The 12,613-nt window shown below is 70.8% G+C and carries 12 protein-coding genes; 6 read left to right on the forward strand and 6 right to left on the reverse strand.

The genetic code is table 11. The features are described 5' to 3' along the window. Position 1: 1 nt before the first annotated feature. The 4 genes from ACFY9E_RS39405 to ACFY9E_RS39420 form a co-directional block, all read right to left on the reverse strand. Entirely contained in the window at positions 2–904 is a 903-nt protein-coding gene (locus ACFY9E_RS39405) for an ABC transporter permease subunit (protein ID WP_390993335.1), read from the reverse strand. Then, positions 901–1,812, reverse strand: a complete 912-nt coding sequence (locus tag ACFY9E_RS39410; protein WP_390993337.1) for an ABC transporter permease subunit — start codon at positions 1,810–1,812, stop codon at positions 901–903. The genes ACFY9E_RS39405 and ACFY9E_RS39410 overlap by 4 nt, the downstream gene beginning before the upstream one ends. 122 nt (positions 1,813–1,934) lie before the next feature. After that, entirely contained in the window at positions 1,935–3,257 is a 1,323-nt protein-coding gene (locus ACFY9E_RS39415) for an extracellular solute-binding protein (protein WP_390993339.1), read from the reverse strand. A gap of 274 nt (positions 3,258–3,531) precedes the next feature. Then, positions 3,532–4,653, reverse strand: a complete 1,122-nt coding sequence (locus ACFY9E_RS39420; RefSeq protein WP_390993341.1) for an ROK family protein — start codon at positions 4,651–4,653, stop codon at positions 3,532–3,534. Positions 4,654–4,894: 241 nt separating this feature from the next. Here ACFY9E_RS39420 and ACFY9E_RS39425 point away from each other — a divergent pair, with 241 nt between their 5' ends. From ACFY9E_RS39425 to ACFY9E_RS39435, 3 genes are all read left to right on the forward strand, one after another. Further along, positions 4,895–5,794, forward strand: a complete 900-nt coding sequence (locus tag ACFY9E_RS39425) for a BadF/BadG/BcrA/BcrD ATPase family protein (protein ID WP_390993343.1) — start codon at positions 4,895–4,897, stop codon at positions 5,792–5,794. Positions 5,795–6,008: 214 nt separating this feature from the next. Beyond that, complete coding sequence (locus tag ACFY9E_RS39430) at positions 6,009–7,925, forward strand: phosphatase PAP2 family protein (RefSeq protein WP_390993345.1); 1,917 nt, start codon at positions 6,009–6,011, stop codon at positions 7,923–7,925. Positions 7,926–7,961: 36 nt separating this feature from the next. Beyond that, a complete protein-coding gene (locus ACFY9E_RS39435) occupies positions 7,962–9,626 on the forward strand; it encodes a phospholipid carrier-dependent glycosyltransferase (RefSeq protein WP_390993347.1) in 1,665 nt (554 codons plus the stop codon). Between the two features lie 19 nt (positions 9,627–9,645). Here the strand turns inward: ACFY9E_RS39435 and ACFY9E_RS39440 are convergent, their stop codons facing one another. Together ACFY9E_RS39440 and ACFY9E_RS39445 are read right to left on the reverse strand one after the other, a co-directional pair. After that, positions 9,646–10,047, reverse strand: coding sequence for an FhaA domain-containing protein (locus ACFY9E_RS39440; RefSeq protein WP_390993349.1), 402 nt, complete (start codon positions 10,045–10,047; stop codon positions 9,646–9,648). Between the two features lie 55 nt (positions 10,048–10,102). Beyond that, positions 10,103–10,264, reverse strand: coding sequence for a hypothetical protein (locus ACFY9E_RS39445; protein ID WP_390993351.1), 162 nt, complete (start codon positions 10,262–10,264; stop codon positions 10,103–10,105). A 154-nt stretch (positions 10,265–10,418) separates the two neighbouring features. Here ACFY9E_RS39445 and ACFY9E_RS39450 point away from each other — a divergent pair, with 154 nt between their 5' ends. The 3 genes from ACFY9E_RS39450 to ACFY9E_RS39460 all read left to right on the forward strand — a co-directional run bounded on the left by ACFY9E_RS39450 (position 10,419) and on the right by ACFY9E_RS39460 (position 12,584). Next, positions 10,419–11,336 carry an SIS domain-containing protein gene (locus tag ACFY9E_RS39450; protein ID WP_390993352.1) on the forward strand — a complete coding sequence of 306 codons (918 nt, stop codon included), beginning with the start codon at positions 10,419–10,421 and terminating at the stop codon, positions 11,334–11,336. Positions 11,337–11,593: 257 nt separating this feature from the next. After that, positions 11,594–11,974 carry a hypothetical protein gene (locus ACFY9E_RS39455; RefSeq protein ID WP_390993354.1) on the forward strand — a complete coding sequence of 127 codons (381 nt, stop codon included), beginning with the start codon at positions 11,594–11,596 and terminating at the stop codon, positions 11,972–11,974. Between the two features lie 43 nt (positions 11,975–12,017). Next, positions 12,018–12,584: an antibiotic biosynthesis monooxygenase gene (locus ACFY9E_RS39460; RefSeq protein ID WP_390993356.1), complete on the forward strand. Its 567-nt coding sequence runs from the start codon at positions 12,018–12,020 to the stop codon at positions 12,582–12,584. The last annotated feature ends 29 nt before the right edge of the window (positions 12,585–12,613 follow it).

A 12,613-nucleotide genomic window follows, 5' to 3' on the forward strand; every position in this document is an offset into this window, starting at 1 on the left:
GTCAGTCCTTCAGTCCGGCGTTGATGTCGGCGCCCATGACGTAGCGCTGGAAGACCAGGAAGATGACGATCAGCGGGATCATGGAGATGACCGACGCGCCGAGCAGGACCGACCAGTTGATGTTCTGCGCGCCGACGATGCTCTGGATGCCGATCTGCACGGTGAACTTGTTGGGGTCGTTGAGCATCAGGAGCGGCCAGATGTAGTCGTTCCACCGCCACTGGAAGGACAGGATGGCGAGGGTCAGCATGATGGGCCGGGAGAGCGGCACCATGATCCGCACGAAGATCGACAGTTCGCGGGCGCCGTCGATGCGTGCGGCCTCCACGAGTTCGTCGGGAACCGTCAGGAAGAACTGGCGGAACATGAAGCATCCGGTCGCGGTGAGCACGGCCGGGAGGATGATGCCGCTGAACGAGTTGTAGAGGCCGAGGTTGCGGACCACCAGGAACTCAGGGGCGAGCATGACCTCGGACGGCAGCATCGTGGTGGCCAGGATGCAGATGAAGAACACCTTGAGCCACTTGTTGTCGTACTTGGCCAGCGCGTATCCGGTGCAGCAGCTGGCTCCCACCGTGAGGATCGTCGTGATCACGCACACGATGGCCGTGTTGATGAAGTACTGGGAGAAGTTGGCACTGCGCCAGGCCGTCAGGTAACCCGACAGGGTGGGGTCGTGCGGAACCAGCGTCAGCGGATAGGAGAACAGATCCGAGGCCGGCTTGAGGGAGCTGAGGATGAACCACAGCACCGGCAGCCCGTAGAGGCAGGCCAGAATCCACAGCAGTGTCGTCGCGGGCACCGCCCGCCGGAGCCCACCGCCGCCCGCCCCGCGGGACCGCTTCTTGGAGACGGCCCGTCCGGGACCGGCGTCGACCGGGCGTGGCATGTCTGTGGTTGTCATCGGTTCTCCATCCGCCGGTTGGCGATCAGCTGGATGATCGCGACGGCCATCAGGATGATCATGAGCACGAACGACGCGGCGCTCGCGTAGCCGATCTGACCCCGTTTGAAGCCGGTCTCGTAGATGTACTGGACGAGCAGGTTGTTCGACGTTCCGGGTCCGCCGTTGTTGAGGGCGACGAACACCGGGTACTCCTTCATCGCGTTGATCGTGTTGAGCAGGATGACGATGAACGAGGTGGGCGCGATGCTCGGCAGCGTGATGCTGATGAACTGACGCCACGGGCCGGCGCCGTCCAGCGAGGCGGCCTCGTAGTACGACACCGGCACGTTCTTGATCGCCGCGATGAACAGCAGCATCGAGAAGCCCGTCCAGGCCCAGGACGCCGCCATCACCACCACCAGCAGCGACAGGTCCGCGTTCGACTGCCACGGAACGGCGTGCCCGCCGAGCTCGTGGATGAGGTAGTTGACCAGTCCGAAGTTCTCACCGAACAGCCACCGCCACAGGACACCCACGACGATGGGCGACAGCAGCCACGGGATGAAGAAGATGACGCGGGCGAGCGACGCGCCCTTGGCGTGCTTGCTCACCACCACGTTGGCGATGAGCAGCGAGAACACGAAGTTCATCGGCACGAAGAGCACGGCGTACAGCAGCGTCCGGGTCAGCGCGTCGTAGAAGGTGGAGTCCCCGAACAGGTGCTGGTAGTTGTCCAGCCCGACGAACTGGAACGCCCCTACGCCCGTGTAGTTCGTGAAGGAGTAGACGAGCCCGATCACCGCCGGCCAGACGAAGAACAGCGCGAAGAGCACGACATTGGCCGCGATGAGGACGAGCGGCGCAAGGGTGTAGCTACTGCGTCTCCTGGGCGGGCTCGCGGACACGTCCGAGGCGCGTTTTGTCATCTTCCTGACTCCGTGCTGGTGAAGTGGGTTCCTGTGGGCTCAGGTCATGAACCCGGCATCACGTCGGCCCCGAGGCCGGGCGGCGGTGTGACGACCCCGCCGCCCGGGCTGCCGGACTGCGCTCAGCCGCCGACCTGCTGGTTGTAGCCGTCCACGATGTTCTGCAGGGCCTTGTCGGCAGACTGCTGGCCGTTGATCGCCTTGCCCAGCTCCGTCTTGGTCGGGTCCTCGGTGAGGCTCTTGCCCTTCAGCACCCACTTCGTCTGCGCGGTGTTGAAGTAGCCGGAGATCGGGGCGTAGAGCGGGATCGACTCGTTGTACAGCTTGAACGCCGCCTGCGCCGCCTCGGACTTGAACGGGTACTTCGGGTTCAGACCGCTCTCGACCGGCAGGAACCCGGACGCCTCGCACAGCGCCTGGTAGTGGGCCGGCTCGTACAGCCAGGACAGGAACTTCGTCGCGGCGGTGGCCGCGGCGCCGTTGTTGTTGAAGCCCACCGTCATGCCGCCGCTGTTGACGTCGCTGGCCTGCACCGGCTGGGCGGGAGTCGGAACGCTCGCCCACTCGAACTTCTTGATGCTGTCCGCGAAGGCGGGAACCTGCCACACGCCGGACCAGTAGGCGACCACGTCACCGCTCTGGAACATGGCCGACGGGTCGGCGCCGCTGGTCCACACCGACTTCGGCATGGTCTTGTCGTCGTTCAGACCGACGAAGTACTTCACGGCCTTCTTGGTCGCCGCGTCCACCGAGAACTTGCCGGAGGAGTCCGCGTGGACGTACTTCCCGCCCATCTCGTACACCATGGCGCGAAGCCGGGACGGCGACTGGTCGAACGTCAGGGAGTACTTGGCGCCGGTCTTCTCCCGTACCTTGTCCGCCGCCTTGATGAAGTCGGTCCAGGTCCAGGTCTTCTGGGGCGAGGCCGGGAAGGAGACGCCGGCCTTCTCGAACAGCGTCTTGTTGATGAACAGGCCGGACGCGGTGACGTCCGAGGGGATGGACAGCACCTTCCCGGACGAGTCCTTGGCCAGGAAATTCTGGTTGATCTTGTTGCTCTTCTTGTTGGCGATGGAGCTGAGGTCGATCAGCTTGTTCGCCCAGATCGGGTCCAGCGCCGGCACCGCCGCGACGTCGGGCAGGGAGTTCGCCTGCGCGGCGTTGTGCAGCTTCGTCGGGTAGCCGTCGTAGGGGATGTTGACGAGCTTGACGTCGACGCCGGTTTCCTTCTTGTACTGCGCCACCATCTTCTTCCAGCCCGCGTCCTGCCCCGGAACCGTGGAGATCCAGAACGTCAGCGACTTAGCGTTCCCGCCCGAGTCGGACCCCGACCCGCAGGCGGAGAGCAGAAGGGCACCTGCCGTGGCCACGGCAGCGAGGGGAACAACGCGGCGTATGCCGCCACGGCCGAGTCGGCGGGAGCGCCGCACACCCACACTGGTCATCTTCAATCCCTTTTCGTCGTAGCGGAAGAAGCACGGCGCCAGCCGAGGCGGCACGGGTGCATTTTGCAGGAAATTTCGCTTTCCGGGGGCACGGCCTCGCCCGGCCGTATCGCCTTGACGGGTGGGGTCCCCGGCCATGACGGCCGGCGTCGCACAAGCACGCCCTCGTGCGGCTGCCGTACTTCGCGTACGGGCGGGAGGCTCACCCGGAGTCGGCGTCCCGGCCGACTCAGAAAGCGCTTGTCCGGACATTGGCAGACCGATGGCGCAGCCGTCAATGCTTCGCCCGCACAGCTCCGGTCACGGTTTGAATTCCATGGGCGACCGCGAGCCTGCTGGCGCCCGCCACGGTGCCGGTGTCGCCCACCACGCTGCTGACCACCTCGGTGGGCCAGCTCAGCCGGGCCAGCTCGGCCCGCACTCCCGGCAGGAGCTGCGGGTCCGCGCCGGTGCCGCCACCGAGGACGATCAGGCCGGGGTCCAGCACGGCGGCGACGGCGGCGGCCAGCCGGCCCACGTCGGCGGCGTGCGCGTCGATCACCGACCGGGCCGTGGCGTGCCCCTGCCCGGCCAGCGTGAGGAGCCGCTCGGCGGTGCGCGGGAGGGGGCCGTCGGCCTCCTGCCAGGCGTCCGCCGCCCGGCGCAGCAGCGTGCGCGAGCCCATGCGCTGCTCCAGGCCCTCGTGGCGCGGGGCGCGGCTCTCGTCCCAGGGGTAGGGCAGGCGGGCCACCTCACCGGCGGCGCCGTTCGCGCCCCGCAGCACCCGGCCGCCGATGACGACGGCGAGACCGATGCCGACGCCGATGCGCAGGTAGCCGAAGGTGTCACGGCCGACGGCGGCACCTTCGTGCAGTTCGGCGAGGGCGGCGCAGTTGACGTTGTTCTCCAGGTGGACGGGCACACCCTCGGGCAGCGCGACGGCCATGGCATCGAAGACCGGGCCGGCCTTGGCGGTCGCGGGGCGCTCCCCGGCACCCTGCCCGTCCCGGGTGGGGACGTCGCCGACGGCGACGACGACGGCCCGCAGCGGGGCCCCGGCGGGCAGCGCGTCGAGCACCTCGGCGACGGTGCCGGCCGCCTCGGATCTGGATCCGGTGCCCTCGGCGAGCATCGTGCCGTCCAGCGCGCATCCGCGTACCCGCGTCTTGGCGGGCCCCAGATCGACCGCGAGCACGGCTCCGGCGGCCGGGCCGAGCCGGTAGACGGCGGCGCTGCGGCCGGTGCCGCCGGAGGCCCGCCCGGAGTGGGCGGCGAGCTCCGCGGCCTCGAGCTCGGCCACGGCGGTGGAGACGGTCGGCTTGGAAAGGCCCGCACCGGCCGCCAGCTGGGGGCGGGTGGCCGTTCCCGTCTCCGCCAGTACGTCGAACACCACACGGGCACTCTCACTCAGGTGCATGGTCTCCCCAGGTCGTGCTGCGGCCGAGCAGGCGGTCGCGAAGGTCGCGCGGCACCGGGAATTCCGTGCCTCTTGACGCGCACCCTACTTCGTTAGTTAACTTCCTAACGAACTTCACGGTACTCGCCTGCCGTGTTCGACAGAAGCCCGTCCCGGGGCTTCCTGACCTCTTCAACTGCCGTGGTCCGGCGCGCGGTTCGCCTGCCGTTCGCCGTGTCCGCGCAACGACGAAAGAGGACCCGTGCAGGACTCCACGCCTTACGCGGTCGGTATCGACGTGGGCGGCACCAAGACGCATCTGCGCGCCTTTGCGGACGGCGAGGATCTCGTCGACCGCGTCCGCAGCAGTAGCGGATGGCGGCCGCACGACTCCGGGGCCGCCGCCGACTGGCTGGCCGCACTGATCGCCGACGCCCTGCCTCCCGGTGTACGGCCGTCCGCGCTCGCCGTGGGCGGCCACGCCTGTGAGACACCACGCCAGTGCGCGGGGATCCGGGCCGCGCTTCAGGAGCGGCTGGGGGTCCCCGCCCTGGTCGTGGGCGACGCCGAGCTGCTCGTCCCCGCCGCGGGGCTGGACAAGGGCGTCGGTCTGGTCGCCGGCACCGGTTCGGTCGCCGTGGGGCGGCTGCCCGACGGTGCTCCGGTCCAGGTCGGCGGCTGGGGTGCGGTCCTCGGCGACGAGGGCGGCGCGGCCGGCCTCGTCCGTGAGGCGGCACGGGCCGTCTGGGCCGCGCACGACCGCGGTGAGGAGCCCGACGCCCTGGCGACCGGGCTGGTCGCCGCGTTCGGGGTGGCCGAGGTGCCCGCGCTGGGAGCCGCCCTGGAGGCCGCCACGGACGTCTCCGCGGAGTGGGGCCGTCGCTCCCCCGCCGTGTTCGCCGCCGCCGCGGCGGGCTCGCCGCTCGCCCGGGCCGTGATCGCCGAGGGCGGGCGGGCGCTCGCCGGGCTGGTCGTACGGCTCGCCGCACGCGGCGTCCCGGTGGACGACGTGGTGGTGGCGGGCGGCACCGTGCTCGCCCAGCCCGCCCTGTACGAGGCGTTCACCGCCGCGCTCGCCGAGTCCCTGCCCGGGGCCCGGCCGCAGCCGTTGCGGGTGCCGCCGGTCGAGGGCGCGCTGGTCCTGGCCCGTTCGCTTCTGTGAGCCCGGCCGCCGTTCACCTTCCGGACACGACCTGGTGGCCGGACCCTCGCCGAAGGGTCACCACACGGCCGTAGATCTTCGCTCGTACGCAACAGGTGCCACAGAAGTCATCAGAGGCACCAGAAGCAGCACACGCACCCCCCGGCCGCACGGCCGAAGCACCGTCGCGCAACGCCATGACACCTTCCTCGCAGAATTCCAGAGAGGCGCACCCATGCCGTCATCAGCCGGGCACCGCTCCCCCGCCACCGTCGACAGGCGGGGCTTTCTCAGGACCTCCCTCGGTGCCTCGGCGGGCCTGCTCGCCGCACCCACCGTCGTGTCGTGGCTCGGCGCAGCGGACGCCAAGGCCGCCACGGGCTTCGCCGCGTTCGTCGACGACTACACGTCGAACGTCGTCACGAACCAGACCCCGGAGACCAACGCCGTCGTCCGGATCCTGGGCGGCATGTCGAAGGTGTGGAAGACCGGCGACGCCTGGGACACCGGCCTGGTCCTGGACCGCGAGGTGCTGCGCGCCAACATGCGCTACTGCGCCCTCATCACGCAGGCCCGCACCGAGGCGCAGGCGAAGGAGGCCTTCCTCTACGACCGTCAGCACCAGAGCTACGCCATGATCGCCGGTCTCGGCCCGCTCGCCGGGCTGTACAAGGCGGGCGCCAAGGCGGTCACGTCGATCACCACCGCCCCGGACGGCACTCCCCCCGGGAAGATCAACGACACCCTGCCCGCCGACGCCCCGGCCGGGTCCGCGCTCGGGGCCGGCTCGTACGACTCGGACCTCGGCCGGGTGGCCAGGCTGGTGGACACCGTGCGCGGGCCGTTCGCCTCGGGAAACCCGGCCAAGTTCACCTTCCAGTACCCGCGCCCGTGGCGGATGAACGAGGACAGCGAGGTCGTCGACACCGGGGAGAAGGACGCCCTCGGCTACCCGGTGTACGACTCGGACGTGGTCGTCGCCCCGCAGCTGCTGCGCCAGCGCTCCGAGAACGCGGCGGAGGACGGCGGTTTCCCCAGCGGCCACACCAACGCCTTCCACCTGGCAGGCCTGGCCCTGGCGTACGCGGTGCCCGAGCGGTTCCAGGAGCTCGTGACGCGGGCGTTCGAGCTCAGCCACACTCGGATCATGTCGGGCATGCACTCCACCGTCGACGTCATCGGCGGCCGGATCATGGCCACCGCCCTGACCGCCGCGACGCTGGCGGACCCGGCGAACGCGGAGCTCAAGACCGCGGCCCGCGCCCAGGCCCTCGCCTACTTCACGCAGCGGGCCGGCACGACGGCGGACACGCTGTACGACTACGCCCACCCGGGCGCCGGGGACGCCTACGCCGACCGCGAGGCCAACGCCCGTGCGGTCGGGCACCGGTTGACGTACGTCCTGCCGCGCCGCGGCCGCAAGGACCCGCTCACCGTGCCCAAGGGCGCGGAGGTGCTGCTGGAGACGAGGCTGCCGTACCTGACCGCGGCCCAGCGGCGCGAGGTGCTGCGGACGACCGCACTGCCCTCCGGGTACGTCCTGCTGGACGGCTTCGAGCAGTGGGGCCGGCTCAACCTGTTCGCCGCGGCGGACGGTTACGGCGCCTTCGACCGGGACGTCATCGTGACGCTGGACGCGGCGGCCGGGGGCTTCCACGCGGCCGACAGCTGGCGCAACGACATCGAGGGAGACGGCGGGCTGACCAAGCGCGGCACGGGCACGCTCACGCTCACGGGCCACAACCGCTACCGCGGCGGGACCGTCGTCGAGGCCGGCACGCTGGTCGCCGCCTCGGCGAACGCCCTGGGAGAGGGCGACGTCCGGGTCACGGGCGGCACGCTGCGCGCGGACAAGGTGCTGCGGGTGCGCGGCTCGTACGTCCAGGAGTGCGAGTCCACGCTGGAGTTGCCGCTGCGCGGGAACCACGGCCCGGCGCTCACGGTGGGCCGCCGGGTCCTGCTGGGCCGGGGCAGTGTGCTGTCGCTGCGGCTGGACGCCGAGCGGTCGCCGGTGGCGGGGACGACCGTACCGGTGCTGTCCGCTTCCCGGCTGCGCGGCCGGTTCGACCGTGTCGAGCTGGACTCGGAGACGCTGCGGGCCGTGCCCGTCCACACCGCTGGCGGTCTGTCGGTGCGACTCGTGAGGCGGTAGCGCTTTCCACGGCGGGGGCTGATGCAGAGTGGGTCCATGAGGGACCTCCGGATCGCTCCCGCCGTTCCCCGGCCCGTGTCGCTCTCGCCTCCCGCCCACCGCGCGCACCGGCCCGCCGGATGGTGGCCGGTGCCGCTCCTGGTGGGCGTGCTGCTCGCCCAGATGGCCTTCTCGATGGTCACGACCGCCGTGCGGCAGACCCCGACGATCGACGAACCGGTGTACGTGGGCGCCGCCGCGGAATACGTGCGCGAACACCGGCTGCGGCACAACCCCGAGCATCCCCCGCTGGGCAAGCTGGTCATCGGTGTGGGCGTCGCCCTCGCGAATCCGAAGGTCGACCTTGATGTGACGGCAGACCAGGGGGAGTCGGGCCGGCATCTGCTGTACGAGTCCGGCAACGACCCCTGGCGGCTGATGCTGTGGGCCCGCCTTCCGGTGATCGCGCTGACCCTGTCGTTCGGGCTGGTGGTGTTCGCCTTCGCCCGTGAACTGGCCGGGCCCGCCGCGGGGTTGGCCGCGCTCGCGCTGTACTGCTTCTCCCCCGACGTCATCGCCCACGGCTCGCTCGCCACGCTGGACGTGCCGGCGGCCGGGTTCGTCCTGACGTCGGCGTGGCTGCTGTGGCGGGCGCGCCGGAGGCCACGGCTGTACGTGCCGCTCGCGGGAGTGGCGCTGGGCGCCGCACTGGCCACGAAGATGAGTGTGTTGCCCGCTGTGCCGGTGCTCATGGTGCTGGCCGGGGTGTCGGTGTGGCAGGCGTCCGCGGGAGACCGGCGTCTTCGGCGGGCGCTCGCCGGTGTCGGCCTGGTGGCCCTGGCCGCGATCGCGCTCGTGTGGGCCACGTATCTGATGGTCGATCCGCGGTTGCGCTGGACCCCGGAGCAGCATGTGCCGGTGGTGCGCGGACTGCGGGGGCTGCTGGTCGGGACGATGCCGTTTCCGGAGGCCTATCGCGACGGGATGCGTGTGCAGTTCGGTCTGGAGAACCGGCCCTGGCAGGGCTTTCTGTTCGGGCGACGGTACGACGGCTCGCTCTGGTACTACCTGCCGGCCGCGCTGCTGGTGAAGACCCCGCTGGGGGCGCTTGCGCTGTGGGCCGGGGGCGTCGGGGCCGTCGTCGCGGCCCGGCGGCTGCGGCCGGCCGCACCGTATGTGCTGGCGGCTCCGCTGGTGCTGCTGGTGGCGGCCATGCAGGCGGCGCGGGACCTCGGGACCCGGTACGCCGTGTTCCTGCCGCTGTTCCTGGCGGTCGGGGCGGGCTGCGCGCTCGTGGTGCGGCGGCGGTGGGTGTCCCTGGGAGTGGCCGTGCTGGTGGCGTTCGCCGCCGTCAGTTCGGTGCGGGCGTACCCCTACTATCTGCCGTACTCCAACGAGGCGTTCGGGGGGCCGGGCAGGACCCGGGAGTGGCTGCACGACTCGAACGTGGACTGGGGGCAGGATCTGGGGCGGCTCGCGGAACGGCTCCGCGACCGGTACCCGGGTGAGCGGGTCTGGCTCGTCTACAAGGGCAGCGGGGTGCCGTCCTTCTACGGCATCCGCGCCTCGGACCCCCTGCGGGTGCCGGCCCGTGAGGTGCGCGGAGTGCTCGCCGTGTCCGATTCCGCCGCCGCGAAGGCCACGGGGCGGCTGGCCGGGTTGCTCCGCGGCAGCCGCCCCGTCGACGACGTCGGGCACTCGATCACGGTGTATCGCCGGTGAGTGCTCCGGAACGCGTGGGTCAGTGGGTCGCGTAGAAGAACCCGTCCGCGCTCACATGCCGCATGACCCGGCCCGCCACCCGGTAACGGCCGTTGGGCACGTCGGCGCACCTCGCCACGTGGACCGCCAGCGGGCCGGCGAATTCGTACCCGCGGCGTTCGGCGTGGCGGGACAGGCTGTCGGTGAGGGCCTGGCCCACGTCCGTGCCGGTGCGGGTCAGGTGGTCGTGCACGTCGTCGGGCAGTTCCACGTCGTAGGCGTTGGGGACCATGACGCGGCCCTCACGGCACACGACGGCGTTGTCGTCGCACTCGCGTCGCAGCGCGTCGAGGATCTCGACCGGTTCCTTGTCCAGGAGCCGCGCCCACAGCGCGTCCCATCGGTTTTCCAGGGTCTGTTCCAGCGCACTCAGCGCGCCCATGCCGTCTCTCCTGCCGGAAGCGTCGTCGGTCGGGTCGGGGATGCCGGGGGAAGCCCTACCGGTCGTCGTAGTCGTCGGGGCGGACCTCGGCCTCCTCCAGGGCCTCGCGCATCGTGCGGCCGGTTCCGCCCGGCGCCCGGGAGCGGTCCTCGTCGTGGTGTCCCAGCAGCTCGTCGGTGGTCTCCGTCTTGGGACGGTTCTCCTCGGGGACGGTCATTCGGTGGCTCCTCTCGGGATCGTGTGCGGCGGCGGGTTCCCGCCCGGCGTACGGGTAACCCCGTGCGGGGCAGCTCATGCTCCCGGAAGAAGCCCTGGTCACCACGGTGGGTGAGCTATGTTGAACGTCCGTGGGAGACGAAGGAGGCGCACCGTTGCCATCGCCGCAGCAGGCACGCGCACAGGCATCCGCGATCACCTCGGGGAAGGCCGCCCCCGAAGCGGAGGTCTCCCCGTCCGCCCAGCTCCGGGCACTCTTCGACCGGCCCCGGCTGTCCCCCGGGCAGCGGCGCATCGCGCAGTACCTGATCGAGCACATCACCGAGGCGGCGTTCCTGTCGATCACGGATCTCGCGGACCGGGTCGGCGTCAGCCAGCCCTCGGTGACGCGGTTCGCCTCGGCGGTCGGCTTCAGCGGATACCCGGCGCTGCGAGAGAAGCTCCAGTCGATCGCGCTCGGCACCCTCGCCGTCGGTGCGGCCGACGAGAACCGGGGCAACGAACTGCAGGCGGCGGTCGACACCGAGATCGAGAACCTGGAGAACCTGCGGCGCGACCTCGCCGACCCGGACGTGGTCATCGACGTCGGCCGCAAGCTCTCCTCGTCGGCCCCCCTGACGGTCCTCGGCCTGCGCATCTCCGTTTCGCTGGCGGAGTACTTCGCCTACGCCGCCCGCCGGATCCATCCGGACGTCCGGCTGGTGACGCGGGGCGGCAGCGTCGCCTACGACGCGCTGCTGCAGTCGCGTGAGGCGGGTGGCACGTGGGTGCTGGCGTTCTCCATGCCCCGGCACGCCCAGGAGACCCTGACGGCCGTGCGGGTCGCCCGGGGCGCCGGGCTCAAGGTCGCCCTGATCACCGACCTGGCGCTCGGGCCGCTCGCGGACGAGGCGGACGTCGTCTTCGCCCTGGGGACCGGTTCGCGACTGGTCTTCGACTCCTACGCGGCTCCGGGCGTGATGTGCTCGGCGCTGCTGCAGGCCATGACGGACGCGGATCCGGAGCGGACGCAGGCCCGGCTGGAGGAGTACGAGCAGGTCGCCGACCAGCACCAGTTCTTCCTCCGGGACTGAGGGGCACGCGGCCGATCCCACAGGGACCATTCACAACAAAGCGAGCATGAATGTTTTCATGCTCCTTGCAAACCGGTTGGCATATATAAATACTGCTCACGGATCGCGACCCGGTTGTCCCGGATCCGTTCCGCACCCGTGGAGCCGGGTCCTACCCACTCCGGCGTCCCGGGTGTTCGTGGCGGCCCCGGTCATCCCCTAGGCCGGGGCCGCCCCGACTCGTCGTCCACCCTCACGACGCCGCACACCCGAGAGCGATGATCATGCCCCTGACGACCACGCGCATCAGCCCGGACTGGCCCTGCCAGGTCAAGATGCCAGGCAGCTACGACTGGGAGCGCTCGGCGGCCAAGTGGCTGCGCGAGCTGGTGCCCACGCGCTACGCCGGATACCCGGTGTTCATCCGGCACCCCGTCCTCCTCGCACGGCATGCCCAGATCCAGGTCCAGAACGAGATTCGGGTCGCCCGCACCGCCCTCCAGACCGCCCGCGCCGACCTGCCCGGGCTCGGCCTGCACGAGGGCGTCATCGAGCACACGATCAAGCTGTACGCGGCCGAGGTCATGCAGCTCCAGCACATCGCGCGCAGCGTCCGGGCGGTCACCCAGGCCCTGGTGGAGGCGAACCGCCAGCCGTGAGCGGGCGGGCATGACCAGGCCGTCGCGTGGCACCCGTGGGTGAATGAGCACCACGGAAGTCCGGCGCGGCGAACCGGTGACCACCGTCCTCACCTGGCAGGTGCGCCCCGGCCAGGAGCAGCGCTTCGAGGAATGGACGCACGGCATCACCCGCTGCGCCAGACAATTCCCCGGCAACGAGGGCGTCTCCTGGCTGGCACCCGAGGACGGCCACCGCTACCACGCGGTGCTGCGCTGGTCCGACCAGCACCGGCTGGCCGCCTGGCTGGAGTCCGAGGAGCGAGCGAACTGGCACCGGCGGATCGGGGACATCGCCACCGAAGTCAGCAGCGAACGCCAGTCGACGAGCGGGATGGAGACCTGGTTCGATCTGCCCGGCACCACCGTGCAGGCCCCGCCCCGGTGGAAGATGGTCCTCACGACCTTCCTCGGCGCGTACCCCTTCACCCTGCTCGTCCAGTGGCTGGTGACGCCCCACACCACCGGCTGGCCCCTGCCCCTGCGGGCCGCCGTCTTCCCGCTGGTCCTGCTGCCGCTCCTGACCTACCTGGTGATGCCACGGCTCAGCCGGCTGCTGCGGTTGTGGCTGTATCCGCACGACGGCCGCTGACCGTGCCCGCGAGGCCGGTGTGACCGACG

Origin of the sequence: Streptomyces sp. NPDC012466 (assembly GCF_042955215.1) — a bacterium.
Lineage (GTDB): Bacteria > Actinomycetota > Actinomycetes > Streptomycetales > Streptomycetaceae > Streptomyces.

Excerpts from the sequence above, each read along its gene's own strand:
- ACFY9E_RS39405 (WP_390993335.1), bottom strand. The coding sequence starts at position 904 with ATGACAACCACAGACATGCCACGCCCGGTCGACGCCGGTCCCGGACGG.
- ACFY9E_RS39410 (WP_390993337.1), bottom strand. The coding sequence starts at position 1,812 with ATGACAAAACGCGCCTCGGACGTGTCCGCGAGCCCGCCCAGGAGACGC.
- ACFY9E_RS39415 (WP_390993339.1), bottom strand. The coding sequence starts at position 3,257 with ATGACCAGTGTGGGTGTGCGGCGCTCCCGCCGACTCGGCCGTGGCGGC.
- ACFY9E_RS39420 (WP_390993341.1), bottom strand. The coding sequence starts at position 4,653 with ATGCACCTGAGTGAGAGTGCCCGTGTGGTGTTCGACGTACTGGCGGAG.
- ACFY9E_RS39430 (WP_390993345.1), top strand. The coding sequence starts at position 6,009 with ATGCCGTCATCAGCCGGGCACCGCTCCCCCGCCACCGTCGACAGGCGG.
- ACFY9E_RS39435 (WP_390993347.1), top strand. The coding sequence starts at position 7,962 with ATGAGGGACCTCCGGATCGCTCCCGCCGTTCCCCGGCCCGTGTCGCTC.
- ACFY9E_RS39440 (WP_390993349.1), bottom strand. The coding sequence starts at position 10,047 with ATGGGCGCGCTGAGTGCGCTGGAACAGACCCTGGAAAACCGATGGGAC.
- ACFY9E_RS39445 (WP_390993351.1), bottom strand. The coding sequence starts at position 10,264 with ATGACCGTCCCCGAGGAGAACCGTCCCAAGACGGAGACCACCGACGAG.
- ACFY9E_RS39455 (WP_390993354.1), top strand. The coding sequence starts at position 11,594 with ATGATCATGCCCCTGACGACCACGCGCATCAGCCCGGACTGGCCCTGC.
- ACFY9E_RS39460 (WP_390993356.1), top strand. The coding sequence starts at position 12,018 with ATGAGCACCACGGAAGTCCGGCGCGGCGAACCGGTGACCACCGTCCTC.